Annotated in this window: 26 protein-coding genes; 6 read left to right on the forward strand and 20 right to left on the reverse strand. The window is 74.1% G+C overall.

From position 1 onward, the window contains the following. The first annotated feature begins 3 nt into the window (after positions 1-3). Complete coding sequence (locus tag ACF09E_RS14655; RefSeq protein WP_392205517.1) at positions 4-1,683, forward strand: flavin-containing monooxygenase; 1,680 nt, start codon at positions 4-6, stop codon at positions 1,681-1,683. A 73-nt stretch (positions 1,684-1,756) separates the two neighbouring features. Here ACF09E_RS14655 and ACF09E_RS14660 read toward each other — a convergent pair whose 3' ends face one another. From ACF09E_RS14660 to hsaA (ACF09E_RS14705), 10 genes are all read right to left on the reverse strand, one after another. Further along, positions 1,757-2,695 (reverse strand): alpha/beta hydrolase, encoded by a 939-nt coding sequence (locus tag ACF09E_RS14660; protein ID WP_392205518.1) that lies wholly within the window; start codon positions 2,693-2,695, stop codon positions 1,757-1,759. Further along, positions 2,692-3,456: a glucose 1-dehydrogenase gene (locus ACF09E_RS14665; protein ID WP_392205519.1), complete on the reverse strand. Its 765-nt coding sequence runs from the start codon at positions 3,454-3,456 to the stop codon at positions 2,692-2,694. Before ACF09E_RS14665 ends, ACF09E_RS14660 begins: the two co-directional genes overlap by 4 nt. Continuing rightward, positions 3,456-4,262, reverse strand: a complete 807-nt coding sequence (locus ACF09E_RS14670) for a glucose 1-dehydrogenase (RefSeq protein ID WP_392205520.1) — start codon at positions 4,260-4,262, stop codon at positions 3,456-3,458. Before ACF09E_RS14670 ends, ACF09E_RS14665 begins: the two co-directional genes overlap by 1 nt. Further along, entirely contained in the window at positions 4,259-5,938 is a 1,680-nt protein-coding gene (locus tag ACF09E_RS14675) for an FAD-dependent oxidoreductase (protein ID WP_392205521.1), read from the reverse strand. The genes ACF09E_RS14670 and ACF09E_RS14675 overlap by 4 nt, the downstream gene beginning before the upstream one ends. Before the next feature lie 17 nt (positions 5,939-5,955). Next, a complete protein-coding gene (locus tag ACF09E_RS14680) occupies positions 5,956-6,825 on the reverse strand; it encodes a MaoC/PaaZ C-terminal domain-containing protein (RefSeq protein WP_392205522.1) in 870 nt (289 codons plus the stop codon). Then, entirely contained in the window at positions 6,825-7,313 is a 489-nt protein-coding gene (locus ACF09E_RS14685) for a flavin reductase family protein (RefSeq protein WP_388794318.1), read from the reverse strand. Before ACF09E_RS14685 ends, ACF09E_RS14680 begins: the two co-directional genes overlap by 1 nt. Beyond that, on the reverse strand, positions 7,301-8,197 hold the full coding sequence (locus tag ACF09E_RS14690) for a VOC family protein (protein WP_392205523.1): 897 nt from the start codon (positions 8,195-8,197) through the stop codon (positions 7,301-7,303). The genes ACF09E_RS14685 and ACF09E_RS14690 overlap by 13 nt, the downstream gene beginning before the upstream one ends. A 64-nt stretch (positions 8,198-8,261) precedes the next feature. After that, entirely contained in the window at positions 8,262-9,134 is an 873-nt protein-coding gene (gene hsaD / locus ACF09E_RS14695) for a 4,5:9,10-diseco-3-hydroxy-5,9,17-trioxoandrosta-1(10),2-diene-4-oate hydrolase (RefSeq protein ID WP_392205524.1), read from the reverse strand. 12 nt (positions 9,135-9,146) lie between these two features. Next, a complete protein-coding gene (gene hsaA / locus ACF09E_RS14700; RefSeq protein ID WP_392205525.1) occupies positions 9,147-10,313 on the reverse strand; it encodes a 3-hydroxy-9,10-secoandrosta-1,3,5(10)-triene-9,17-dione monooxygenase oxygenase subunit in 1,167 nt (388 codons plus the stop codon). Between the two features lie 118 nt (positions 10,314-10,431). Next, positions 10,432-11,601: a 3-hydroxy-9,10-secoandrosta-1,3,5(10)-triene-9,17-dione monooxygenase oxygenase subunit gene (hsaA, locus tag ACF09E_RS14705; protein WP_392205526.1), complete on the reverse strand. Its 1,170-nt coding sequence runs from the start codon at positions 11,599-11,601 to the stop codon at positions 10,432-10,434. Between the two features lie 183 nt (positions 11,602-11,784). Here hsaA (ACF09E_RS14705) and ACF09E_RS14710 point away from each other — a divergent pair, with 183 nt between their 5' ends. Further along, positions 11,785-12,666, forward strand: a complete 882-nt coding sequence (locus tag ACF09E_RS14710) for an IclR family transcriptional regulator (protein WP_392205527.1) — start codon at positions 11,785-11,787, stop codon at positions 12,664-12,666. On the opposite strand, the gene ACF09E_RS14715 is transcribed toward ACF09E_RS14710, so the two are convergent. The 10 genes from ACF09E_RS14715 to ACF09E_RS14760 form a co-directional block, all read right to left on the reverse strand. Then, on the reverse strand, positions 12,650-13,096 hold the full coding sequence (locus ACF09E_RS14715; protein ID WP_392205528.1) for an SRPBCC family protein: 447 nt from the start codon (positions 13,094-13,096) through the stop codon (positions 12,650-12,652). The genes ACF09E_RS14710 and ACF09E_RS14715 overlap by 17 nt on opposite strands. A 127-nt stretch (positions 13,097-13,223) precedes the next feature. Continuing rightward, positions 13,224-14,000, reverse strand: coding sequence for an SDR family oxidoreductase (locus tag ACF09E_RS14720; RefSeq protein ID WP_392205529.1), 777 nt, complete (start codon positions 13,998-14,000; stop codon positions 13,224-13,226). A 13-nt stretch (positions 14,001-14,013) separates the two neighbouring features. Further along, positions 14,014-15,057: a 2Fe-2S iron-sulfur cluster-binding protein gene (locus tag ACF09E_RS14725; protein ID WP_392205530.1), complete on the reverse strand. Its 1,044-nt coding sequence runs from the start codon at positions 15,055-15,057 to the stop codon at positions 14,014-14,016. Continuing rightward, positions 15,050-15,307 carry a hypothetical protein gene (locus ACF09E_RS14730; protein WP_392205531.1) on the reverse strand — a complete coding sequence of 86 codons (258 nt, stop codon included), beginning with the start codon at positions 15,305-15,307 and terminating at the stop codon, positions 15,050-15,052. The genes ACF09E_RS14725 and ACF09E_RS14730 overlap by 8 nt, the downstream gene beginning before the upstream one ends. A gap of 1 nt (position 15,308) precedes the next feature. Next, positions 15,309-16,460 (reverse strand): Rieske 2Fe-2S domain-containing protein, encoded by a 1,152-nt coding sequence (locus ACF09E_RS14735; protein ID WP_392205532.1) that lies wholly within the window; start codon positions 16,458-16,460, stop codon positions 15,309-15,311. 35 nt (positions 16,461-16,495) lie between these two features. Next, positions 16,496-17,527, reverse strand: a complete 1,032-nt coding sequence (dmpG, locus tag ACF09E_RS14740; protein ID WP_392205533.1) for a 4-hydroxy-2-oxovalerate aldolase — start codon at positions 17,525-17,527, stop codon at positions 16,496-16,498. Between the two features lie 12 nt (positions 17,528-17,539). Next, a complete protein-coding gene (locus ACF09E_RS14745) occupies positions 17,540-18,454 on the reverse strand; it encodes an acetaldehyde dehydrogenase (acetylating) (RefSeq protein WP_392205534.1) in 915 nt (304 codons plus the stop codon). A 7-nt stretch (positions 18,455-18,461) separates the two neighbouring features. Further along, entirely contained in the window at positions 18,462-19,244 is a 783-nt protein-coding gene (locus tag ACF09E_RS14750) for a 2-keto-4-pentenoate hydratase (RefSeq protein WP_392205535.1), read from the reverse strand. A 395-nt stretch (positions 19,245-19,639) separates the two neighbouring features. Beyond that, positions 19,640-20,551: an SDR family oxidoreductase gene (locus ACF09E_RS14755; RefSeq protein ID WP_392205536.1), complete on the reverse strand. Its 912-nt coding sequence runs from the start codon at positions 20,549-20,551 to the stop codon at positions 19,640-19,642. A gap of 43 nt (positions 20,552-20,594) precedes the next feature. Then, complete coding sequence (locus tag ACF09E_RS14760; protein ID WP_392205537.1) at positions 20,595-21,371, reverse strand: SDR family oxidoreductase; 777 nt, start codon at positions 21,369-21,371, stop codon at positions 20,595-20,597. A 78-nt stretch (positions 21,372-21,449) separates the two neighbouring features. Here ACF09E_RS14760 and ACF09E_RS14765 point away from each other — a divergent pair, with 78 nt between their 5' ends. From ACF09E_RS14765 to ACF09E_RS14780, 4 genes are read left to right on the forward strand one after another with little or no spacing between them, the layout of a single operon-like run. Further along, positions 21,450-22,238: an enoyl-CoA hydratase family protein gene (locus ACF09E_RS14765; RefSeq protein WP_392205538.1), complete on the forward strand. Its 789-nt coding sequence runs from the start codon at positions 21,450-21,452 to the stop codon at positions 22,236-22,238. A 14-nt stretch (positions 22,239-22,252) separates the two neighbouring features. Further along, the gene (locus tag ACF09E_RS14770; RefSeq protein ID WP_392205661.1) at positions 22,253-23,101 is read left to right on the forward strand and encodes a CoA transferase subunit A; all 849 of its coding nucleotides are present in this window, start codon (positions 22,253-22,255) and stop codon (positions 23,099-23,101) included. Then, a complete protein-coding gene (locus ACF09E_RS14775) occupies positions 23,098-23,883 on the forward strand; it encodes a CoA-transferase subunit beta (protein WP_392205539.1) in 786 nt (261 codons plus the stop codon). The genes ACF09E_RS14770 and ACF09E_RS14775 overlap by 4 nt, the downstream gene beginning before the upstream one ends. Next, positions 23,880-24,944, forward strand: coding sequence for an NAD(P)H-dependent flavin oxidoreductase (locus ACF09E_RS14780; protein WP_392205540.1), 1,065 nt, complete (start codon positions 23,880-23,882; stop codon positions 24,942-24,944). The genes ACF09E_RS14775 and ACF09E_RS14780 overlap by 4 nt, the downstream gene beginning before the upstream one ends. The last annotated feature ends 68 nt before the right edge of the window (positions 24,945-25,012 follow it).

Here is a 25,012-nt window from a genome sequence, read left to right on the forward strand (position 1 = left end):
AACGTGAAGGAAAGCATCACCGGATCCCCCGGCCCCGCGGCACGGACCCGGGCCGTGGCGGACGCGTCCCCCGACGCGTCCCCCGACGCGGACGTGGACGTGGTGGTCGTCGGGGCGGGCGTCACCGGTCTCTACGCGGTGCACAGGCTGCGCGGCCTCGGCCACCGCGTGCGCGGCTTCGAGCGCGGGGACGACGTGGGCGGCGTCTGGTACTGGAACCGCTACCCGGGGGCCCGCTGCGACGTGGAGTCCGTGGACTACTCGTACTCCTTCGACGAGGAACTCCAGCAGGAATGGGACTGGAGCGAGAAGTACGCCGCCCAGCCGGAGATCGTCCGCTACCTGCGTCACGTCGCCGACCGCTTCGACCTGCGCCCCGCTTACACCTTCTCGACCTCGGTGGCCTCGGCGGAGCTGGACGAGGAGACGCTCCGCTGGACGGTGCGCACGGACGGCGGCGAGGTGCTGACGGCCCGTTTCGTCGTGTTCGCCGTGGGGTGCCTCTCCAGCACCCACGTCCCGGACATCGCGGGGGCCGGGGACTTCCTCGGCCCCGTCTGCCACACCGGCGACTGGCCCCGCGAGGGCGTGGACTTCGGCGGGCTGCGGGTGGGGGTGATCGGCACCGGCTCGTCGGGCATCCAGGCGATCCCGCTCATCGCGGAGCAGGCGGCCCACCTCACCGTCTTCCAGCGCAGCGCCAACTTCAGCATCCCCGCGGGCAACGAGCCCCTGGACGAGGAGACGCGCCGCCGTCAGAAGGCCGGCTACCCGGAGCGGCGGCGCCTCTCCCGGCTCAGCGGGGGCGGTTCGCCCCACACGGCCCATCGCTCGGCGACGTTCGAGGTGTCCGCCGAGGAGCGGCGGGCCGCGTACGAGGAACGCTGGCGGCTCGGCGGCGTCCTGTACTCCAAGACGTTCCCCGACCAGCTCACGGACCCTGCGGCGAACGACGCGGCGCGCGCGTTCTGGGAGGAGAAGGTCCGCGGTCTCGTCGAGGAGCCGGCCACGGCGGACCTGCTGGTCCCCGCGGACCACCCGATCGGCACCAAGCGGATCGTCACCGACTCGCACTACTACGAGGCGTTCAACCGCGACGACGTGCGTCTCGTGAGCCTCCGCGGGAACCCGATCGAGCGGATCGAGCCCACCGGAATCGTCCTCGCCGACGGCACCCGTGTGGAGCTCGACGCGATCGTGTTCGCGACCGGCTTCGACGCGATGACCGGCGCGCTCGACCGGGTGGAGGTGCGCGGGCGGGGCGGCCGGACCCTCAAGGACGTCTGGAGCGGGGGTCCCCGCACCTATCTCGGCCTGGGGGTCGACGGCTTCCCGAACCTGTTCAACCTCACCGGTCCCGGCAGCCCCTCCGTCATGGCCAATGTGGTGCTGTGCGCGGAGCAGCACGTCGACTGGCTCGCCGACTGCCTGGCCCATCTGGACGAGCGGGGCCTCCGGGCGATCGAGGCGAGCGGGGAGGCCGTCGAGGAGTGGGTCGCGCAGTGCCGCGACCGGGCGGCGGCCACGCTGTTCCCGGCGGCGGACTCCTGGTACCTCGGGGCGAACATCCCCGGGAAGCCGCGGGTGTTCATGCCGTTCATCGGCGGCTTCGGGGTGTACGGGGAGATCATCGCCGACGTGGCGGCCTCCGGGTACAAGGGGTTCACCCTGATACCGGAGTGAGGTGCCCGCGGGACGCGGGTGCGCCCCGTCCCCGCCCGGTCGGGTGGGGACGGGGCGCGCCCGCGTCCGGCGGTCAGCCGGGGGCGAGGGCCCCGCGCAGGGTCGCGAAGGCTGTCTCGCAGGCCTCGGCGGCCTCGGGCAGGGCGCCCGCCATGGACAGGAAGCCGTGGAACATCCCGGCGTGGTGGTGGACCGTCACGGAGACGCCGGCCGCGGCGAGGGCGGTCGCGTAGGCCAGTCCGTCGTCCCGCAGGGGGTCGAAGCCGGCGGTGACGAGCTGGGCCGGTGGGAGCCCGGACAGGTCGGCGCCGGCCAGCGGGGCCGCGTAGGGGCTGGTGCGGTCCGCCGGGCGGGGCACGTAGGCGTCCCAGTACCAGCGGAGGTGGTCGGCGGTGAGGAAGTACCCCTGGGCGTTCTCGCGGTGCGAGGGGCGGGAGCGGGTCGGGTCGAGCATCGGGTAGTAGAGGGCCTGGCAGGTGATCGCCGGGCCGCCGCGGTCGCGGGCGAGCAGGGTGAGGACGGTGGCGAGGTTGGCGCCGGCGCTGTCCCCCGCGACGGCGATCCGGCGGCCCGGGAAGACCGCCGCCGTCCACGACAGCGCCGTGTAGGCGTCCTCGGGGGCGGCGGGGAAGGGGTGCTCGGGGGCCCGGCGGTAGTCGACGGAGACGACGACCGCCTCTGTGGCGCGCGCGAGGGCGCGGCAGAAGGCGTCGTGGCTGTCGAGGTCGCAGAGGACGAAGCCGCCCCCGTGGCAGAACACGATCACGGGGGCGGTCGCGTGGACGGCGGGGTCGTAGACCCGGACGGGCACGCCGTCGGCGTCCCGGTCCGAGACGCGGGCGACGGCGGGCGACGGGCCGTCCGGCCGGGGCCGGGCGGCGAGGAAGGCCCGCACGTCCGCGATGTCCGTCATCTCCGTGGCGAGCGGGGGGAAGGCCGCGGTGGCCAGGTCGATGAGGGTCCGGACCGCGGGGTCGGGGCCGGTGCGGGGCCGGTACGGGGGTCGGTTCACGTGTCCGCTCCCTCGGGTGCGAGGACCGGCATGCGGCCCGCGGACGCGCCGCCGTCCACGGCGAGTTCCGCTCCGGACAGGTACGAGGCGTCGTCGGAGGCGAGGAAGGCCACGAGGTGGGCGACCTCCTCGGGCTCGCCCACCCGTCCGAGGGGCGCGGCGGGGTGTTCCCGGCCGCCGAGGTGGGCGGTCATGGCGGTGGCGACGGCTCCGGGGTGGACGGAGTTGACGCGGATGCCGTCCGGGCCGAGTTCCAGGGCGGCCGTCCTGGTGAGGCCGCGCAGTCCCCACTTCGCGGCGCCGTACGCGCCGTGTCCCCACAGGCCCTGGAGGCCGGCCTGCGAGGAGATGTTGACGACGGAGCCGCCGCCGCCCGCGCGCATCGTCGGGGCGACCGCCCGGACGCCGAGGAACGGGCCGATCAGGTTGACGCGGAGGATGGCCTCCAGCCGGGCGGGGTCCTCCTCCGCGATGGGCGAGGTGGAGTAGATCGCGGCGTTGTTGACGAGCACGTCGAGCCGGCCGAAGGCGTCCACGGCGGCGTCGACCGCGGCCGCCCAGGACCGCTCGTCGGTGACGTCGTGGCGGACGAAGCGGGCGGCGGGGCCCAGGGAGGCGGCGACCGCTTCCCCTTCCCGCTCCAGGACGTCGGTGAGGACGATCTTCGCGCCCAGCGCGGCGAACAGGCGGGCCTCGGCCTCGCCCATGCCGCGTGCCGCGCCGGTGACCAGCGCGACCTTTCCTGTCAGGTCGACGGGCATCAGCGGTTCTCCTCGGTGGGTCGGAGGGGCGGGCCGGCCGTCCAGCCGCCGTCGACGGCCAGTTCGGCGCCGGTCACGTACGAGGCGGCGTCGGAGAGCAGGAAGGCGACGGCGTGGGCGATCTCCCGGGGCTCGCCGATCCGGCCCAGGGGGGTGTCCGGGAAGTTCCCCACGCCGTGCTCGATCCCGAGGTGGGCGGTCATCGGAGTGTGGATCATGCCGGGGTGTACGGAGTTGACGCGGATCCGGTCCGGGGCGAGCTCCACGGCGCCGAGCTTGGTGAGTCCGCGCACGCCCCATTTGGCGGCGCCGTAGCCGGCGGTCCGCGCCAGGCCCGTGAGTCCGGCCGCGGAGGAGACGTTGACGATGGAGCCGCCGCCGTTCGCGCGCATCCCGGGGATGACCGCCCGCATGCCGAGGAAGACGCCGGTGAGGTCGATGTCGAGGACGCGGCGGAACGCCTCGGCCGACTGTTCCTCCAGGAGGTGGGAGCCGCCGGACACGCCCGCGTTGTTGACCAGTCCGTCCACCCGCCCGAAGGCGGCGGCCGCGCAGGCGACGACCGAGTTCCAGTCGTCCTCCGAGGTGACGTCGTGCCGGACGAACCGGGCGTCGCCGCCCAGCCGGCGGGCGGTGCTCCGGCCCTCCTCCTCCAGGACGTCCGTGAGCACGACCCGGGCGCCGGCCTCGACGGCCGCCAGGGCGGACACCGCGCCGATCCCCCGCGCCCCACCGGTGACGACCACGGTCCGCCCCCGCAGGTCCGCCGCCGGGGACGGCTCTCCGGGGGCCGTCGTCGGGTTCACCGCCGCCCGGCCGGGGTGGTGCGGGCGATGTGGTCGGCCGCGAGCCGGCCGAAGGTCATGGCGGGGCCGATGGTCGCGCCGGGGCCGGGGTAGGTCTCTCCCATGACGGCGGCGGAGACGTTGCCCGAGGCGTACAGGCCGTCGATGGCGGTGCCGTCCTCCCGCAGGACGCGGGCGGTGGCGTCGGTGACCAGACCGCCCTTGGTGCCGATGTCGCCGGGGTGGACGGGGATCGCGTAGTACGGGCCCTTCTCCAGCGGCGCCAGGTTGGGACAGGGCAGGGTCGGGTCGCCGTAGTAGCGGTCGTAGACGCTGTCGCCGCGGTGGAAGTCCTCGTCGCGGCCGGCGCGGGCGAAGCCGTTGAAGCGGTCCACGGTGGCGCGCAGCCGCCGCGGGGCGACGCCGATGCGTACGGCCAGTTCCTCGACGGTTCCGGCCTTCCTGACGAAGCCGCCCTCCAGCCACGCCCTGGGGAAGGGCCGGCCCGGGAGGAGGCCCATGAAGACGTAGCGGGACTTCGAGGCGGCGTCGAGGAGGAGCCAGGACGGCACGGTGCCCGCGCCGGGCCGGTCGTTGGCGTACATGGCGTCGACGAACTCGTGGTACGGGGCGGCCTCGTTGACGTACCGCTCCCCCGCCGTGTCGACGACGACCATGCCGGGGATGCCGCGGTCGGCGACGAGGAAGAACGGCTTGCCCTCGGGGGGCACCACGGACGGGGCGCCCCAGACCCGGTCCATGAGGTCCGTGGCGGCGCCGAGGGCCAGGGCGGGCTCCAGGGCGTCGCCGGTCTGGCCCTCGGCCGCCGAGCTCCACGCGGTGGAGGTGGGGGCGGGCAGGTGCTTCTCGCGGAGGCGCTGGTCGTGGGAGAAGCCTCCCGAGGCGAGGACGACGCCGCCGTTCGCGCGGACGGTGAGCTCGCGTCCCTCCCTGGTGACCCGGACGCCGAGGACCCGTCCGTCCTTCTCGACCAGCCCGGTCAGCGGGGCGGAGAGCCAGAGTTCGCCGCCGAGCGTGTCGAGCGAGTACCGCATGCGGGCGATCAGCGCCTCGCCGAGGGAGAGGGGCTCCTGCCGGGCGAGCCTGGCCCGGACCGCGCGGAGGCCGACCGTGAGCGCGGTCCGGCGGCCGGCCCAGGTGCGTCCGACCATGTTGAGCCGGCGGAAGTCCTTGGAGGTGATGGTGAGGCCGTACGTGGGCAGTCCGGCGCGGCGCATCGTGGCGCGCTGCTCGGGGCCGAGCTTCCGCAGGTCGAAGACCTGCGGTTCGATGGAGCGGCCCTGCGGGGAGCCGCCGAGCCGCTCGGGGTAGTAGTCGGAGTAGCCGGGGGTGTGGACGAACCGGATGGCGGTGCGGTCGTGGAACTCGCGCACCATGCGCGGTCCGTGGGCGAGGTAGGCGTCCTTGCGCTCGGCGGGGACCCGGTCGCCGACGGTGGCGTCCAGGTAGGCGCGGGCCTTCTCGGGGGTGTCGCCGAGTCCGGCGGCGTCCAGGTGGAAGTTGCCCGGGACCCAGATCGCGCCTCCGGACAGCGCCGTCGAACCGCCGTAGAGGTCGGTCTTCTCCACCACCAGGGCGGTCAGTCCGCGCAGCCGTGCGGTGACGGCGGCGGCGAGGCCGGCCGCGCCGGAGCCGACGACCACCACGTCGTACGTGTGGTCCCACGTGTCGTTCATCGCGTTCTCCCTGGTCGTCAGCGTGCGGTGATGCGGGCGTCGGTGAGGACCGGTGCGTCGGAGCGGTCCGCGGCCGTGGCCGTGAGCCGGTGGCCGTCGGCGGTCCTCCAGACGCGCAGCCGGAGGGTCTCGCCGGGGAAGAACACCCCGGCGAAGCGGGTGCGGCAGCCGGCCACCCTGCTCGCGTCGCCGTCGAGGAGGCGGTCGGTGACGGCCTTGACCGCGATCCCGAAGGAACAGAGCCCGTGCAGGACGGGGCGGTCGTAGCCGGCGCGGCGGGCGGTCGCGGGGTCGGCGTGCAGCGGGTTCCAGTCCCCGGTGAGCCGGTAGAGCAGGGCCTGCTGCCGGAGCGTCGGGATCTCCGTCACCAGGTCGGGGGCCCGGTCGGGGGCGGGGAGGCGTTCGGAGGGGCCGCGGTCGCCGCCGAAGCCGCCCTCCCCGCGGACGAAGATGTGGTTGCGCTGGGTGAGCAGGGGCTCGCCCTCCTCACCGAGGAGGGTGGACTCCTGGACGACGACGGCCGCTCCGCCCTTGTCGTGCACGGCCGCGACCCGGGTGACCGCGGTGGCCCGGGCGGCGGTGGGCAGCGGGCGGTGGACGGTGATCTCCTGCCCGCCGTGCAGCACGTTCGCCAGGTCGATGTCGGCGCCCGGCAGGTCGAAGACCTGGAATCCGACGCCGCCGGTGCCGCCGGCGACGACGCCGAAGGTGGGCAGGACCTGGAGGCCGCTCGGGTGGCCCTCGTGGACGTACCGCAGTTCCCGGGGGTCGGTCTCGGGGACGCCCGCGCCGAGCGCCAGGTGGTAGAGCCGCACGTCGCGCTCGTCCCAGCGCACGGGGGTGCGGACCGGCGGTGCGGAGGTCATCCGGTCGGCGTCGAGGGGCATCAGAAGGCCCCCACGGCGTAGCGGCTGCGGAAGAACAGCAGCGGTCGGCCGTCCTCGCCGGCGTCGAGCGCGACGACCTGAGCGGTGACCAGGTGGTGGTCCCCGGCCTCGTGGACGGCGTGCAGTTCGCACTCCACGTGGGCCAGGGCGCCGTCGACGCGGACGGTCCCGTGCTCGCTGACGCTCCAGGGCACGGCCGCGAACTTGTCGGGGCCGCTGCGGCCGAGTGCGGCGCAGGTGGCCCGCTGGTCCTCGGCGAGGATGTTGACGCAGAAGCGGCCCGAGCGTTCGATCCTCGGCCAGCTGGTGGAGTTCCGGCCGACGGCCAGCATGACCAGCGGAGGGTCGAGGGACAGCGAGGCGAAGGACTGGCAGGCGAACCCGACGGGCTCCGCGCCGTCCGCGTCGAGGGTCGCCACCACCGTGATGCCGCTCGCGAAGCGTCCGAGGACCTCACGGAACTCGGAGGGATCGATCAGCCGTTCCACTGGTGGCCCCAGAAGCTGTCGGCGGTGATCTCCTTGGCGACCCAGGTCGCGGGGTCGACGACGAGGCCGTCCCAGCCGTACTCCACCTGGAAGCCGCCGGGCGCCTGCGCGTAGAACGACACCATGTGGTCGTTGGTGTGGCGGCCGAGGCTGGAGGCGATGGGGATGCCCGCCGCGTGCATGCGGTCGAGTCCCCGGCCCACGTCGTCGAGGGTCTCCAGCTCGACCATGAAGTGGACGATGCCGGGCGGCAGCGCGCCGGGGTAGAGCCCGAGGCTGTGGTGGCGGCGGTTGGGGCTGAGGAAGTGCATCCAGTGGAAGTCCCGCTGCCCGGCGGCGGTCGGGACGGCCTGCGGAGGGAGCTTCATCGAGTCGCGGAGCTGGAAGCCGAGCAGGTTCTCGTAGAAGTCGAGCGCGGCCTCGACGTCGGGGACGGGGAGGACGACGTGGCCGAGGCCGAGGTCGTCGCCCGTGACGAAGCGGTTGCCGTAGGGGGTGCCGAGCGCGGTGTGGTCCTGGGCCTGGCCCCAGTAGATCTCCAGCGGGTTGCCGCACGGGTCCGTGAGGTGGATCAGGCCCCGGACGCGGCGTTCGGCGAGTTCGGCGTCGTCGGCGGTCTTGACGGCGATCCCGGCCGCCTCCAGTTCCTCGGCGGCGCGGGCCAGTGCGGCGGCGTTCGCCACCTCCCAGCCGGCGGCGAGGAGACGGTCGCTGCCGCCAGCCCGGACGACGATGCGGTAGGCGCGGTCGTCCAGGCGCAGGCAGAGGGTGTCCTCGGTGGTGCCGGCCGCCTCCACCATGCCGAGGACGTCGAGGGCGTAGCGGCGCCACTCGTCCAGCGTGGTGGTCTCCAGCCGGAGGTAGCCGAGAGCGCGGATGTCCATGGTGTGCACCTCATGTGTCGTGACGAACGGTCGGGAGGGTGACCGGGTACGGTGTCGGCCCCGGTCAGTGGGAGAGGAAGTCGACGGCGAGGCGGTTGAACTCGTCGGCCTGCTCGGTCTGGGCCCAGTGGCCGCAGTGCGGGAAGACGTGCAGCCGGGCGTCGGGGATGGCCCTGAGGGCGACCAGCGCGCCGTCGAGGGGGTTGACGCGGTCCTCGCGGCCCCAGGTGAGCAGCACCGGCTGGGTGATCCGGTGGGCCTCGCGCCAGAGCATCGTGTCCGCGGCCCAGGCGGGTTCGGCGAAGGACGCCGCCATGCGGGCGCTGCCGAGCCGGGTGTCGGGGTCGGTGGCCGAGGCCCAGCGCTCCTCGACCAGTTCGTCGGTGACGATCGCCTGGTCGTACGCCATGACGCCGAGGAAACCGCGCAGCTGCTCCTTGGTGGGCTCCGTCGCGGTGTTGAACTCGAAGAGCCGTTTGATGCCTTCGGTCGGGTCGGGGGCGAAGAGGTTGACGGAGACGCCGCCGGGGCCCATCAGGAGGAGCTTGCCGACCTGGTCCGGGTGGTCCAGGGCCATGCGGACGGCGGTGCCGCCGCCCAGGGAGTTGCCGATGAGATGGGCCCGTGGGATGCCCAGTTCGGCCATGAGGGCGGCGACGGCGTCCGCGCTGAAGCTGAAGTAGTCCTTGTCGAGTTCGGGCTTGTCCGAGCGGCCGTAGCAGGGCTGGTCGACGAGGAGGGTGCGGAAGTGCCGCGCGAGGACGGGGAGGTTGCCGCCGAAGTTGCTCCAGCCGGAGGCGCCGGGGCCGCCGCCGTGGAGCATGATGACGACGGGGGCCTCGTCCGGGCGGCCGGCGGGCCCGGCCTCGTGGTAGTGGAGGGTGAGCCCCGCCGCCTTGACGGTGCGGGAGGTCGACTCGTAGGTGGGCTCGGTCATCTGCGGCGCCTCTCAGGCCATGGTGTCGTGGATGTCGATGCCGAGCGCGCTCTGCCCGCTCATGACCAGGGCCCGCTCGGGGTCGTTGGCGGCGTGGCCGCGGGCGGTGTGGGCGTCGCGCCAGGCGCGCTGGACGGGTCCGGGGCCGGTGCGCATGGCGTTGCCGCCGGAGTTCTCCATGAGCAGGTCGACGGCGGCCACCGCGCGTTCGGTGGCGAGCACCTGGTCCCGGCGGGTGCGGGTGCGCAGTTCCATCGGGATCTCCTCGCCGCGTTCGGCGTGCCCGTACATCTCGCGCATGTTCCGGGAGAGTTGGAGCCAGGCCGCGTCGATGTCGCTCGCGGCGCGGGCGATGCGGACCTGGGCGAAGGGGTCCTCAGCGACCTTCTGGCCGTACGAGACGCGGATCCGCTGCCGGGTGGCCTCGGTGTACGCGTCGAAGGCGCCCTCGGCGATGCCGACGATCGGGGTGGAGATGGTGGTGGTGAACACCCCGGCGTAGGGCAGCCGGTACAGCGGCTCGGGGTTGATCTCGTGGCCGGGCACCTTCAGGGCGGTGACCGGTCCGAAGCTCAGGGCGCGGTGCTCGGGGACGAAGACGTCCTCGACGACGACGTCGTTGCTGCCGGTGCCGCGCAGGCCGACGGTGTCCCACACGTCGTCGACGCGGTACTCGGACCGGGGCACGAGGAAGGTCCGCATGTCGACGGGGTCGCCCCCGGCGTCGGTGACGAGGCAGCCGAGGAGCGCCCAGCGGGCGTGGTCGCAGCCGGAGGAGAAGTGCCACCGGCCGGAGAGCCGGAAGCCGCCGCCGGTCGCGGAGGCCTTGCCGGTGGGTGCGTACGAGGAGGCGATCCGGGTCTTAGGGTCCTGGCCCCACACCTCCTGCTGGGCGCGGGGGTCGTACAGGGCGACGTGCCAGGGGTGGACGCCGACCACGGAGGCGACCCAGCCGGTCGAGCCGCACGCCTTGGCGATCTCCTTGACCGCCCTGTAGAAGAGCACCGGGTCGGCGGCCCGGCCGCCGAAGGCCCGGGGCTGGAGGAGCTGGAAGAAGCCGGTGTCCTCCAGTTCCTTGACGGAGGTGTCGGGTACCCGGCGCAGGGTCTCGGCCTCGGCCGCCCGGTCGCGCAGGGCGGGGGCCAGGTCGCGGATCGCTGCCAGGACGTCATCGGCCATGGGGCATCCCCTTTCGGGTCGTGGTGGGGGAATGCCAGGACCGTACGGGGTACCGCGGGAGCGGTGGAACGCGCTGCTCCCACTGAGCGGGAACCCCGCCCGGGGAGGGTTCTCCGGCTCAGAGCATGGGGTCGTCGACGTCCATGCCGAGGGCGTCCCGGGCGAAGAGGACGAGGGCCCGTTCCACGTCGTTGGCGGCCTGGCCGCGGCCGGTCTGGAGGTCGCGCCAGGCGCGCTGGAGGACGTCGTCGCCGACGCGGAGCGGTCCCCGGCCGGCGTTCTCCAGGAGGAGGTCGACGGCGGTGCGGGCGCGTTCGCCGGCGAGCGCCTGGTCCCGGCGGGTGCGGGCGCGCAGCGCCGTCGGGATCTCGGCGCCGCGTGCGGCGAGGTCGTACATCTCCTCGGTGTTGCGGGAGAGTTGCAGTCGCGCGGCGTCGATCTCGCTGGCGGCGCGGGCCAGTCGTACCTGGGTGAAGGGGTCCTCCGCAGCCGGGCGTCCGGGGGCCGTGCGCGGGTTCCCGCGGGCCGCGGCCAGGTGGTCCTCGTAGGCGCCCTCGGCGATGGCGACCGTCACGGTGGCGACGGTGGTGGTGAAGACGGCGGCGTACGGGAGGCGGTAGACCGGCTCGGGGTTGGTCGCGTGCCCGGGGCAGCGCAGGGTCGCGACGGCGCCGTAGCCGAGCGACCGGTGGGCGGGGACGAAGGCGTCGTCGACGACGAGGTCGTTGCTGCCGCTGCCGCGCAGGCCGACGGTGTCCCAGACGTCGTCGACGCGGTAGTCGGCGCTCGGCACCAGGAAGGTCCGCATGTCGACCGGGGCGCCCTCGCCGTCGGTGACGAGGCCGCCGAGGAGGGCCCAGCGGGCGTGGTCGCAGCCGGCGGAGAAGTGCCACCGGCCGGAGAGCCGGTAGCCGCCGTCCACGGCGGTGACCCGCCCGGTGGGGGCGTGTGAGGAGCAGATCCGGGTGTCGGCGTCGGCCCCCCACACGTCCCGCTGCGCCCGGGGGTCGAGCTGGGCGACGAACCAGGCGTGGACGGCGAGGACCGAGGCGGCCCAGCCGGTCGAGCCGCAGGCCCGGGCGATCTCGTGGACGGCCGTGTGGAAGACGGCAGGAGCGGCGGCGAGCCCGCCGTGCGCCCGGGGCTGGAGCAGCCGGAAGAATCCGGCGTCGGCGAGCTCCCGGACGGTCGTGTCGGGCAGGCGGCGACGTGCCTCGGTCTCGCTCGCGCGCTCGCGCAGGGCGGGGGCGAGGGCGCGGACCGCCGTGAGGACGTCCTGCTCGTGCATGGGGCGCCCCTCGCGGATCTCCGGTCTCTTCGTGCCGTGCCGGAAGTGAACCTACGCGTTACCGTTCCGAGACGGAACTCCCCCTTCCCAGCACCTGTCATCCTCTGACAATCTCCACGCAATACCGGAGATCACGGACCCGGCCGGCGTCAGGCGGCCGGGCGGTCCGTGCGGGAGGTGCCGATGACGACGGGTGCTGTCGAAGCTGCCGAGGCCGGGATGCCGCCCCTGTCCCTGCTGGAGAAGGCGGCGAAGGTGCTGAGCGCCTTCGAGAGCGCGGGGCCGCGGCTCACGCTGACCGAGGTCATCCAACGCTCGGGCATCCGCCGCTCCTCCGCGCACCGTATCCTCGACCAGCTCGTGCAGCTGCGCTGGCTGGAGCGCGAGGGGCGGGACTACCGGCTGGGCATCGGGATGCTGGAACTCGGCGCCATGGCCTCGCACCACAACCGGCTGCGCCGGGCCGCGCTGCCGCATCTGCACGCGCTGCACGAGTCCACCGGACACCTGGTGCACCTCACCGTGCTCGACGGTTCCGAGGTGGTCTACCTGGAGCGGATCGGCGGCTCGGACGATTCCGTCGTGCCCTCGCGCGCGGGCGGGCGCCAGCCGGCGTACTGCACGGCGTCCGGCAAGGCGATCCTGGCCTTCGGCGACGGCCCGGCGGTGGAGCGGGTGATCCGGGACGGGCTGCGGCCGCGGACCCCGCGCACCCTGACCCGGCCCGAGTCCTTCCGGCGCGAGCTGGCGGCGACGCGGGAGCGCGGGGTGGCCTTCGACCGCGAGGAGGGCTACCGGGGGGTGTTCTGCGTGGCCGCTCCGCTGCGCGGTTCCGGCCGGGCCGTCGCCGCGGTCTCGGTGTGCGGCCACGGGGTCCACCGGGAGATGGAGCGGCTCGCCCCGGCCGTGCGCGGCTGCGCGCGGGCCGTGTGGCAGTCGATGTTCGGGCCGCAGCGCCCTGCGGAGAGGCGCGGCCGGGCGGCCGGGCCGGTGGCCGAGGCGGAGCCTCCGCAGCCCTCGATGGACACCATGATGGCCTGGCTCCGCGTCAGCGACTGGATGTGAGGCGCGCCCGCAGGGCGGCGAGGCCGGTGGCGTAGGTGGCGTCCCCGAAGAGGGCCTCCACCCGGGGCACCGCGTCGTCCTCGCTCCGGTAGGCGGCGGACCAGATCACCGCCGCCCCTTCGGGGTGCGGGTGCACGGCGAGCGTCGCCACGTAGTCGTGGACGGCGAGGGCGACGGGTTCGAGGAGGGCGTAGCGGTACGCGCGGGCGGCGGGGTCGCGGGCGATCAGGCGCTCGCGGGCGACGACGGTGCCGTCCACGCTGAAGACCCGTACGGCGCCGGGGACCTCCGGATCCGCGCCGTCCTCCAGGGTGGCGGGCGGCAGGTGCGGGTGCCAGTCCGCGGGCGCGCCGAAGTCGCCGATCACCGCCCATACGGCGTCGGGCGCGGCCGCGAGCACGGTGGAGCGTTCGAGCGTACGGGGCTTCATGGGCGTCTCCTCGGTCGGCGGGGGTGCGGCGGGGTGGGTGCCGCGCGGGGGCGGTCGCGGCCGCCGGTGCGGCGGGGTGGGCGGTTGCGGTGGCCGTCGGCCGCGGGTGGCGTCCTCGTCCGGGCCGTCACCAGACGCCGTCGCCGCGCAGGGTCGCGTCGGCGCCCCCGTCGGCGAAGACGACCTGGCCGGTCACGAGGGTGTTCTCGGGCGAGGCCAGCCAGTCGATGAGCGGGGCGATCTGCTCGGGGCGGGCGTGGCCGTGCAGCGGCATCGGGACGCTCCGCTCGACGAGCGCCCGCCGGTCCGGGTCGTCGAGCAGCGGGCGGGTGAGAGGCGTGAGGACCACGCCGGGGGCCACGGCGTTCAGCGGGACGCCCGCGCCGGCCCACTCCGCGGTGACGGCGGCCCGGCGGACCCAGCGGGCGATCACCGCCTTGGAGGAGGAGTAGACGAGGTGCCCCTCGCCGCGGTCGACGGCCGCCCGGGCGGCGGCGGTCGCCGCCTCCTCGTCACCGGCGAGCGCGGCGGCCACGATCGCGGGGTCCGTCGGGTGGACGGAGTCGATGGATCCGACGACCACGGCCCGGGGATCGGTGCCGGCCGCGAGGAGCGGACGCAGGCCGTCGAGGGTGGCCACGGCGCCGAAGTGGTTGACCCTGACGGTCAGGGGATCGAAGTGCGCGACGCCCGCGCAGGAGACGACGGCGTCGAGACGGCCGCCCGTGAGCTCGCGCGCCCGGGCGACGAGGGCGGCACGGCCGTCGGGGGTGGACAGGTCCGCGCGGATGTCGCCGTCCCGGAGGTCGGCCCGGAGGACGGTGTGGCCCCGCTGGGCGAGACGGGCCGCGGTGGCCTTGCCGATTCCGGAGGCCGCTCCGGTGACCAGGCAGGTTCGGGACATGGTGGGTTCCTCGTCAGGAGTAGGTGATCTCGATCCGCTCGGTGAGCGGGAGCGCCTGGCAGGCCAGCACGTATCCCTCGGCGACGTCCTGTTCGTCGAGGACGTCGTTGCGGAGCATCGCGACCTCGCCGGCCACGACGCGGCAGGTGCAGGCGCTGCAGGCACCCTCACGGCAGGAGAAGGGGGCGTCCAGGCCGGCGGCCAGGAGCACGTCGAGGAGCGGCGCCGTCGGGGGCCAGGCGACCGTGTGGGTCTCGCCGTCGAGCTCGACCTCGGCCGTGCCGGCGGCTTCGGCCGGCACGGCGCGGGGCACGGCCGGCGGGTCGAAGACGTCGGCGCCGAGGGAGAAGAACCGCTCGCGGTGCACGCGCTCACCGGGGGTGCCGAGCGTCCGCAGGGCCTGTTCGACGGCGTCCATGAGCGGTTCGGGGCCGCAGACGAACGCCTCCCGGTCGGCGTACGGCGCGAGGACCGCCGCCAGCCGGTCCACGGCCGGCAGGCCCTGGAGCGACTCCAGCCAGTGGACCACGAGCAGCCGGTCCGGGTGGGCTTCGGTCAGGGCCCGCAGTTCGTCGCGGAAGACGACCGAGGACTCGTCGCGGTTGGCGTAGAGGAGCACCGCCCGGCCTCCGGTCGCGAGCGCCGACTTGGCGATCGACAGGACGGGGGTGATGCCGCTTCCGCCGGCGACGAGCAGCAGGTCGCCGTCGAGGGAGGCCGGGGTGAAGGTGCCGGCCGGGGGCAGCGCCTCCAGCTCGTGCCCCGCGGCCAGGTGGTCGCAGACCCAGTTGGAGCCGTACCCGTCGGCGACGCGTTTGACCGTGATCTTCATCGGCTCGCCGGTGTGGGGCGAGCTGGCCAGGGAGTAGCAGCGGGCGACGGGCCCGCCGTCCGCCCCGGGCAGTTTCAGGGTGAGGAACTGCCCGGGACGGTACGTGAAGCGGTCCGCGCTCTCCGGTGGCGCCTGGAGCACCAGGGAGTGGGCCTCGGCCGTCTCGGCGACGACCTCGACGACGCGCAGCCGGTGGGTGCGGGCACCGGTCGTGCTCTCAGGCATCGGCTGCCTCCGGGGCCGGGCCGTCCGGGGTCTCGGCCTTGAGCGATCCGTCCGCGACGGCGCGGTCGATGCTGGCCCGCAGCGACCGGCAGGTCCGTATCCGGGCGCTGGTCCCGCCGGGCGCCACCCGGCCGCGGAACTCCGTGCAGACGACGCCCGCTTCGGCGGTCCACTGCACGGAGGTGTGGGCCGGGCTGAACTTCTCGCAGAGGACCTGGTTGCCGCAGGTCGCGCACTCCACCGGCTGCATGTCAGGCTCCGGTCTCCGTCTGCGCCGCCCGGCGGGCCAGGTTCTCGTCGACCTCGGAGCGCCAGGCCCGGTTGGCCCGCTCGGTGTCGATCTCGAACTCGAACCGCCGCGTCATCTCGTCCTTGACGTCGGCGGTGTCGACGTAGAACTGCTCGTACCAGCGGCGCAGCTGGTAGACCGGGCCGTCCTCCTCGGTCAGCAGCGGGTTCTCGATGCGGGTCTTGTTGCGCCAGATCTCGATGTCCTGCTCGAAGCCGGTCTCCAGTCCCCCGATCAGGCTGCGGGCGGCCTCGGCGGCCTCCTCGTCGGTCATGCCGGGCAGCTTCTTGACGATCGCCCCGTACTGGAGGACGAAGCTGTCCGGGCCGACCGGGTAGTGGCTGTTGATCAGGACCATCTCCATCTCGACGCCGGGTGCGACCTCGGTCCACACCTGGTCGACCATGTAGGACGGGCCGTAGTAGGAGGCGTCGGAGCGGAGCGGGGAGCTGAGGTTGCCCAGGTCCATGTCACCGCGCGGGGCGCTCTCCATGTACTGGGTGGCGACGTGTCCGTCGAAGACGTTCTTGAAGTAGGTGGGGAAGGCGTAGTGGACGTAGAAGAAGTGCGCCATGTCCACGACGTTGTCGACGATCTCGCGGCAGTTCGAGCCCTCCACGTGCGCGGTCTTCCACGTCCAGTCGCTCCACTCGGCCGCGTCGGGGCCGTGGACGCCCTCGATCGCGGGGACGGTGACCCCGGCCGGCGGCGGGGCGCCCTCCGGGTCGTGCCAGACGAAGAGCTGCCTGTTGCGTTCCAGCGTGGTCCAGGCGCGGGTGCGGGCGCGCGGGGGCACCCGGCGGGCGTAGGGGATGCCGGCGCAGCGGCCGTCGCCCGACCAGCGCCAGTCGTGGAACGGGCAGGCGACGGCGTCGCCCTTGACGGTGCCGTGGGCGAGGTTGCCGCCCATGTGCGGGCAGTAGGCGTTCAGCACGTGGAGCTGCCCGTCGTCCGCCCCCTGGAAGACCACGAGCCTGGTGCCGAACGCGGCGATCTCGTGCGGCTTTCCGTCCTTGAAGCCGTCGGCGAGGCCGAGGCAGTGCCAGCCCCGGGCGAAACGGGCGGGCACGCTGCCCGCGTCGATGACACGGACCTCGTCGTTGAGCGCAGTCATCTCGTCCCTCGTTCCTTCTGTCGGTGCGGTGCGGGTCAGTTCCGGGCGGCGAGTTCCACGGCGATGTCGATGAGCTGGTCCTCCTGGCCGCCGACCAGGCGGCGTTCGCCCGCGCGCAGGAGGATCTCGGCGCCGGAGACGCCGTAGCGCTCGGACTGCCGGTAGGCGTGCTTGAGGAAGCTGGAGTAGACGCCGGCGTGGCCCATCAGCAGGGCGAGCCGGTCGAGCCGGCACTCCTCGTCCATCACCGGCCGGACCACGTCCTCGGCCGCGTCGATGATCTTCAGCACGTCGATGCCGGTCCGGATGCCCATCTTGGCGCAGACGGCGACCAGCGCCTCCACGGCGGTGTTGCCCGCCCCGGCGCCGAGCCGGCGGGTGGACCCGTCGATCTGCCGTGCTCCGGCCTTGATCGCCGCGATGGAGTTGCCGGTCCCGAGGGCCAGGTTCTCGTGTCCGTGGAAGCCGACCTGCGCGTCGTCGCCGAGCTCGGCCACCAGGGCCTCGACCCGGTCGGTGACGTCGTCCATCACCATGGCGCCGGCCGAGTCGACCACGTACACGCACTGGCAGCCCGCGTCGGCCATGATCCGGCCCTGCCGCGCCAGCTTCTCGGGGGTCGTGGAGTGGGCCATCATCAGGAAGCCGACGGTCTCCAGGCCCATGTCCCGGGCGAGGCCGAAGTGCTGGTCCGCGATGTCGGCCTCGGTGCAGTGGGTGGCGATGCGGCAGATGTCCGCGCCGTTGCCGTGGGCGGCGCGGATGTCGTCCTTGACGCCGAGCCCGGGGAGCATGAGGAAGGCGATCCTGGCCCGCCGCGCGGTGGCGACGGCGACCTTGATGAGTTCCTGTTCGGGCGTCGCGGAGAAGCCGTAGGTGAACGAGGACCCGCCGAGTCCGTCGCCGTGCGTGACCTCGATGACCGGGACGCCGGCGTCGTCGAGGGCCGCCACGACGGACCGTACGTCCTCGGGGGTGAACCGGTGGCGCTTGGCGTGCGAGCCGTCGCGCAGCGAGGAGTCGGTGATCCGGATGTCGGGGGTGTCCGCGGGTGCGGTGGGGGGCATGGTGTGCGCTCCTTACGCGCCGGGGGCGAGGACCGCCCGGGCGAACTCCTCGCCGACCTTGGTGGCGGCGGCGGTCATGATGTCGAGGTTTCCGGCGTAGGGCGGCAGGTAGTCGCCGGCGCCCTCGACCTCCAGGAAGATCGCGACGCGGGCCATGCCGCCGTTCTCGGGGCTCGGATCGTCGAACTGCGGCTCGGCGCGCAGCCGGTAGCCGGGCACGTAGCACGCGACCTGCTCGGCGACCTCCTTGACGGAGAGCGCGACGGCGGACCGGTCGGCGTCCTCCGGGATGGCGCAGAAGACGGTGTCGCGCATGATCACGGGCGGCTCGGCGGGGTTGAGGATGATGATCGCCTTGCCGCGTCCCGCGCCGCCGATGGTCTCGATGCCGCGGGCGGTGGTCCGGGTGAACTCGTCGATGTTCGCCCGGGTTCCGGGGCCGGCCGAGACGGAGGCCACCGAGGCGACGATCTCGGCGTACGCCACGGGGACGACGCGGGAGACCGCGTACACCATCGGGATGGTGGCCTGCCCGCCGCAGGTGATCATGTTGACGTTCGGCCGGTCGAGGTGCTCGTGGAGGTTGGCGGGCGGGACGACCCCGGGGCCGACGGCCGCGGGGGTGAGGTCGACGGCCTTGATGCCGAGTTCGGCGTAGCGCGGCGCGTTGGCCCGGTGGACGTGGGCGCTGGTGGCCTCGAAGACGATGTCGGGCCTCTCGTCCTGCGCGAGGAGCCAGTCGACGCCTTCGTGGCTGGCCTCCAGGCCGGCCCGGGCGGCGCGGGCGAGGCCCTCGCTGGCGGGGTCGACGCCGATCATCCAGCGGGGTTCGACGAGGTCGGAGCGGAGCAGCTTGTGAAGGAGGTCGGTGCCGATGTTGCCGGAGCCGACGATGGCGGCGCTCGCCTTGGTCCTGGTGTTCTTCATGATCACCTCAGGTGAACGAGAGGGAGACCGAGCCCAGCCCGGTGAACTCGGCGGTGAAGGTGGCTCCCGGCGTCACGTCGACGGCGCGGGTGCACGAGCCGGGCAGCACCACGTGTCCCTTCCGGAGGGGCACGCCGAAGCGGGCGACGGTGCGGGCGAGCCAGGCGACGGAGGCGGCCGGGTCGCCGAGGACGGCGTCGCTGCGTCCTTCGGCGAGGAGTTCGCCGCCGCTGGTCAGTCGGGCCTCGATCGCCCTGAGGTCGAGCTCGCTGGGGTCCCGGCCCTCTCCGACGACGTAGCCGGCGGAGGAGGCGTTGTCCGCGATGGTGTCGGCGATGGTGATGCGCCAGTCGCGGATCCTGCTGTCGATCAGTTCCAGGGCGGGGACGACGCGTTCGGTGGCGGCGAGGACGTCCGCCGGGGAGCAGGTCCCGCCCGGGAGGTCGTCGCCGAGGACGAAGCCGACCTCGACCTCGACCCGGGGCCGGCAGTACCGGGCGACCGGTACGGGGACGTGGGGCCGGAGCTCCATGTCGTGCAGCAGGTGTCCGTAGTCCGGCTCGTCGACGCCCATCATCCGCTGCATGACCGGGGACGACAGGCCCACCTTGTGGCCGCGCACCTCCGCCCCGGCGGCCACGCGGTGGCGGATGTTGAGGAGCTGGATCTCGTAGGCGTCCTCGGTGTCGATGCCGGGGAACGACCCGGTCAGCGGGGCGATCGGCGTCGCACCGCGTTCGGCGGAGCGGAGCAGCTCGGCCGCCTCGCGTCTCTGGCGGTCCGTGAGCATGGCGGGTCCCTCCTGCGGGGGTCGGGGCTGTCCGGCGAGGCTAGGCCGGTGCCGATGCCGCGGGGGAGCGCGCGTTCCCGGTGAGCGGGAAAGGGCCCGCGGGGGGTGTCACGGGCGGGTGTCACGGCCTGTGGGGGCCGGTGTCACGGGCGGGTGTCACGGCCTGTGGGGGCCGGTGTCACGGGGCTGTGGGTCGGCGTCACACGTCCACGGGGGTGCCGTGCACGGGCCCGCGAGGGTCCGGTGTCGCAGGCCTGGACGAGGCTGGCGTCACCCGCCCGTGAGAGACCGGTGCCACAGGCCCTCGGCTCCCAGCCGGGCAGCGGTGCCCCGGGCAGCGCGGAGCCCCGGTCCGTGGCGGGGTGGACCGGGGCTCCGGGCGGGTGGGGGCGGGGTCAGCGGGCGCCGTAGACCGGTTGCGGGGGCTCGGCGGCCGCGAGCAGCTTCAGCGCCGCCTCGCCTGCCTCCGCCGGGGTCCAGCGCGCCCCCTTGTCGGCCGTCGGGCCGGGGCGCCAGCCCTCCATGACCGTGATGCGGCCCGCCTCGGCCTCGAAGACCCGGCCGGTGACCCCGGCGGATGCCGGGGAACCGAGCCAGACGACGAGGGGCGAGACGTTCTCCGGGGCCATGGCGTCGAAGGCGGCTCCCCCGGGGGCGGCCATCGTCCCGGCGAAGGTCTCCTCCGTCATCCGGGTGCGGGCCGCCGGCGCGATCGCGTTGACCTGGACGCCGTAGCGGGCCGTCTCGGCGGCGGCGACGAGGGTCAGGCCGACGATCCCGGCCTTGGCGGCGGCGTAGTTGCCCTGCCCTACGCTGCCGAGCAGCCCCGCGCCCGAGCTGGTGTTGACCACCCGTGCGTCGGGGGTGCGCCCGGCCTTGGCCTCCGCGCGCCAGTGGGCGACGGCGTGCCTGAGGGGCAGGAAGTGTCCCTTGAGGTGGACGCGCATGACGGCGTCCCAGTCGTCCTCGTCGAGGTTGACCAGCATGCGGTCGCGCAGGAAGCCCGCGTTGTTGACCAGGGTGTCGAGGCGGCCGAAGGTGTCGAGGGCGGTGGCGACGAGGGAGCCGGCGCCGTCCGCCGTGGCGATGTCGCCGCCGTGGGCGACCGCCTCTCCCCCGGCCGCCCTGATCTCGTCGACGACCTGCTGTGCGGGGGCCGCGCCGCCCCCGGTCCCGTCCAGGCCGACGCCCAGGTCGTTCACGACGACCCGGGCGCCCTGGGCGGCGAAGGCGAGGGCGTGCGCGCGGCCGAGTCCTCGGCCCGCCCCGGTGACGATCACGACCCGTCCGTTGCAGAGTCCCGTCATGGTGGGGTCCTTTCGGTGTTCGATGAGGGCGACGACCGGGTCGTCAGTGAGGGGTGGTGGCCGCGTCCAGGAACGCCGGGCGTTCCCCGCCGCCGTGCACGGGGAGGCTGGCGCCGCTGATGTACGCGGCCCGTTCGGAGGCGAGGAAGACGCACGCGTCGCCGATGTCGGCGGGCTCGGCGAGCCGGCCGAGCGGCACGGTGCGGCCGACGGCGGCGATGCCGTCCTCGTCCCCGTAGTGCAGGTGGGACAGTTCGGTGCGGACCATGCCGAGGACGAGCGTGTTGACCCGCACGTGCGGCGCCCATTCCACGGCCATGGACCGGGCGAGGTTGTCCAGGCCGGCCTTGGCCGCTCCGTATGCCGCGCTGCCCGGTGAGGGGCGGGTCCCGCTGACGCTGCCGATCATGATGACGGTCCCGCCGCCGGGTTGACGGCGCATCAGCTCGTACGCGGCGAGGGTCGCGGTCAGGGGGGCGAGGAGGTTCAGCTCGACGACCCGGGCGTGCCGCCCGGCCCCGCCGTCGCCGAGCATGCGGAACGGGGTTCCCCCGGCGTTGTTGACCAGCACGTCGAGCCTGCCGTGGTCGTCGCGCACCCGGTCGAAGAAGGCCGAGACGGCCGCCGGATCGCGCAGGTCGACGGGGAGGAAGCGGGCCGTGCGCCCGGCCGCCTCGACGGGTTCGCCGGGCGGCCTGCGCGCGCAGGTCACGACCTCCGCGCCGGCCTCCAGCAGGGCCCGGGCGATCCCGGCCCCGACGCCCCGGGTGCCTCCGGTGACGACGGCGACGGACCCCGAGAGATCGATGGTGACTGCCAAGGGACACCTCCCGCAGCGGGCGAACCGCTGCTATCTTCCACCTAACAAACGTTTGGTGGAAAGGTAGCTGATCTGCTCATGGGTGTCTCCACCTCCGCCCCCGACAAGGGCGTCGCCGTCGTCACCGTCGACTTCCCCCCGGTCAACGCCCTCCCCGTGCGGGGCTGGTACGACCTCGCCGCCGCGATCCGCGCGGCGGGCGCCGATCCCGAGGTGCGCTGCGTCGTGCTCACCGCCGAGGGACGCGGTTTCAACGCCGGGGTCGACATCAAGGAGCTCCAGCGCACGGCCGGGCACGAGGCCCTCCTGGGCGCCAACCGCGGCTGCTACGAGGCCTTCGCCGCCGTCTACGAGTGCGAGGTGCCCGTGGTCGCCGCCGTGCACGGCTTCTGCCTCGGCGGCGGCATCGGCCTGGTCGGCAACGCCGACGCGATCGTCGCCTCCGAGGACGCGACCTTCGGCCTGCCCGAGCTGGACCGGGGTGCACTCGGCGCGGCCACGCACCTGGCCCGCCTGGTCCCCCAGCACCTGATGCGGACCCTGTACTACACCTCGCGCACCGCCACCGCCGAGGAGCTGCACCGGCACGGCTCGGTCTGGCGGGTCGTGCCCCGCGAGGCGCTGCGCGACGCGGCACGGGAACTGGCCCGGGAGATCGCCGAGAAGGACGGTCACCTGATCCGGCTCGCCAAGGCCGCGATCAACGGCATCGACCCGGTGGACGTCCGGCGCAGCTACCGCTTCGAGCAGGGATTCACCTTCGAGGCCAACCTCAGCGGCGTCGCCGACCGGGTCCGCGACACGTTCGGCGGGGGCGGCGGGGCCACGGCCGGGACCTTCGACACCCAGCAGGAGGAGCAGGCGTGAGCAGGGACAAGACGATGACCGCCGAGGAGGCCGTGGGCCGGCTCCGGAGCGGGATGACGGTCGGGATCGGCGGCTGGGGCTCCCGGCGCAAGCCGATGGCACTGGTCCGGGCGCTGCTGCGGTCCGAGGTGACCGACCTGACGGTGGTCTCGTACGGAGGCCCGGACGTGGGCCTGCTGGCCGCCGCGGGGAAGATCCGCAAGCTGGTGGCGGCCTTCGCCACGCTCGACTCCGTCCCCCTGGAGCCGCACTTCGGCGCGGCCCGGCAGCGCGGCTCCCTCGAACTGGTCGAGCTGGACGAGGCCATGGTCATGTGGGGGCTGACGGCCGCCGTGCACCGGCTGCCCTTCATGCCCATCCGGGCCGGGCTCGCCTCGGACGTGATGCAGGTGAACCCCTCGCTGCGGACGGTCACGTCCCCGTACGGGGACCGCGAGGAACTCGTCGCCGTCCCCGCCCTGCGCCTGGACGCCGCGCTCGTGCACGTCAACCGGGCCGACGTGCACGGGAACGGCCAGTACCTGGGCCCCGACCCGTACTTCGACGACCTGTTCTGCGAGGCCGCCGACACCGCGTACGTCTCCTGCGAGCGCATCGTGGAGACCCCGGACCTGCTCAAGGACGCGGCTCCGCAGTCCCTGCTGCTGAAGCGCGCGTTCGTCGACGGTGTCGTCGAGACCCCGAACGGCGCGCACTTCACCTCCTGCGCCCCCGACTACGACCGGGACGAGGTCTTCCAGCGCGCCTACGTCCGGGCCGCCCGCGACCCGGAGGAGTGGCGGGCCTTCAGCGCCCGGTTCCTCTCCGGTGACGAGGACGCCTACCAGGCCGCCGTCGCGGCGTTCCACGAGGAGGAAGCATGAGCGGCACCGACACGACGACCACGCCGGCCGCGGGGGCGACGCGGGCCGAGTACTGCGTCGTCGCCTGCGCCGAGGCGTGGCGGAACGCGGGCGAGGTGCTGGCCAGCCCCATGGGCACCGTGCCCCTGATCGGCGCCCGCCTCGCGAAGCTCACCTTCTCCCCCGACCTGCTGCTCACCGACGGGGAGGCACTGCTCATGGGCGACGTGCCGGCCGTCGGCGGCGCGCCCCGGGTCGTCGAGGGGTGGCTGCCGTACCGGCAGCACCTGGCCATGGTCGCCACCGGACGGCGGCACGTGATGATGGGCGCGAGCCAGCTCGACCGGTACGGCAACCAGAACATCAGCTGCATCGGCGACTGGGCGCGCCCCCGGCGCCAGCTCCTCGGCGTGCGCGGCGCCCCCGTCAACACCCTGAACAACCCGACCAGTTACTGGGTCCCCAAGCACTCGACCCGGGTGTTCGTCGAGCGGGTCGACATGGTCTGCGGCGTCGGCTACGACCGGGCCGCCGCGGCCGGGCCCGCCGCGACGCGGTACCACCGCGTCCCCGAGGTCGTCAGCGACCTGGGGGTCTTCGACTTCGAGACCCCGGACCGCCGCATGCGGCTCCGCTCGCTGCACCCCGGCGTCACCGTCGAGCAGGTCACCGAGGCGACCGGCTTCGCCCTGACCGTCCCGGACGAGGTGCCGTACACCCGCGAGCCCACCGCCGAGGAACTGCGGCTGATGCGCGAGGAGATCGACCCCGCGGGACTGCGCGAGCGGGAGGTCCCCGCGTGAGCGACCTCGCGATCCCCACCCGGTTCACCCAACTCGTCGGGGTGCGGCACCCGGTGGTGCAGACCGGCATGGGGTGGGTGGCCGGCCCGCGCCTGGTCTCGGCGACCGCGAACGCCGGGGCGCTCGGGATCCTCGCCTCGGCGACGATGACCGTCGAGCAGCTCCGCTCCGCCGTGCGGGAGGTCAAGTCCCGTACCGACGCGCCGTTCGGCGTGAATCTCCGGGCGGACGCCGGGGACGCGGCCGAGCGGGCGCGGATCATCGTCGACGAGGGGGTGCGGGTCGCCTCGTTCGCGCTCGCCCCCTCCCGCGAGCTGATCGCACGGCTCAAGGACGCCGGCGTCGTCGTCGTCCCCTCCATCGGGGCGAGACGGCACGCCGAGAAGGTCGCCGCGTGGGGGGCGGACGCGGTGATCGTGCAGGGCGGCGAGGGCGGCGGCCACACCGGCAGCGTCGCCACCACGGTCCTGCTCCCCCAGGTCGTGGACGCCGTGGACATCCCGGTCGTCGCGGCCGGCGGGTTCCACGACGGACGCGGCCTGGTCGCCGCGCTCGCCTACGGCGCGGCCGGCATCGCGATGGGCACGCGCTTCCTCCTCACCTCCGACAGCACGGTCCCCGAGGCGGTGAAGGCCCGCTACCTCGCGGCGGCGGTCCAGGACGTCACCGTCACCACCGAGGTGGACGGACTGCCGCACCGGATGCTGCGCACCGAGCTGGTCGACGCGCTGGAGCGCTCCGGCCGGGCGTCCGCGCTCCTCCGGGCGGTCCGGCACGCCGCGGCCTTCCGCCGCGAGTCCGGCATGAGCTGGCCGGACATGATCCGGGACGGCCTGGCGATGCGGCACGGCAAGGACCTGACCTGGAGCCAGATCCTGCTCGCCGCGAACACCCCCATGCTGCTCAAGGCGTCCATGGTGGACGGCCGCACCGACCTCGGTGTGATGGCCTCCGGCCAGGTCGCGGGAGTGATCGACGACCTGCCGTCCTGCGCCGAACTCGTCGAGCGCCTCATGTCCGAGGCCCGGGACGCCCTCCGCGGTCTGCCCGCGACGTCCTGACCCCGCCGGGGTCCGCCGCACCGGACCCCCGCACCCCCTCCTCCTTCTCCTCCCCCGCCGCACGCCGA

The organism is Streptomyces sp. NPDC014891 (assembly GCF_043081085.1).
In the GTDB taxonomy this organism is placed as follows: Bacteria; Actinomycetota; Actinomycetes; order Streptomycetales; family Streptomycetaceae; genus Streptomyces.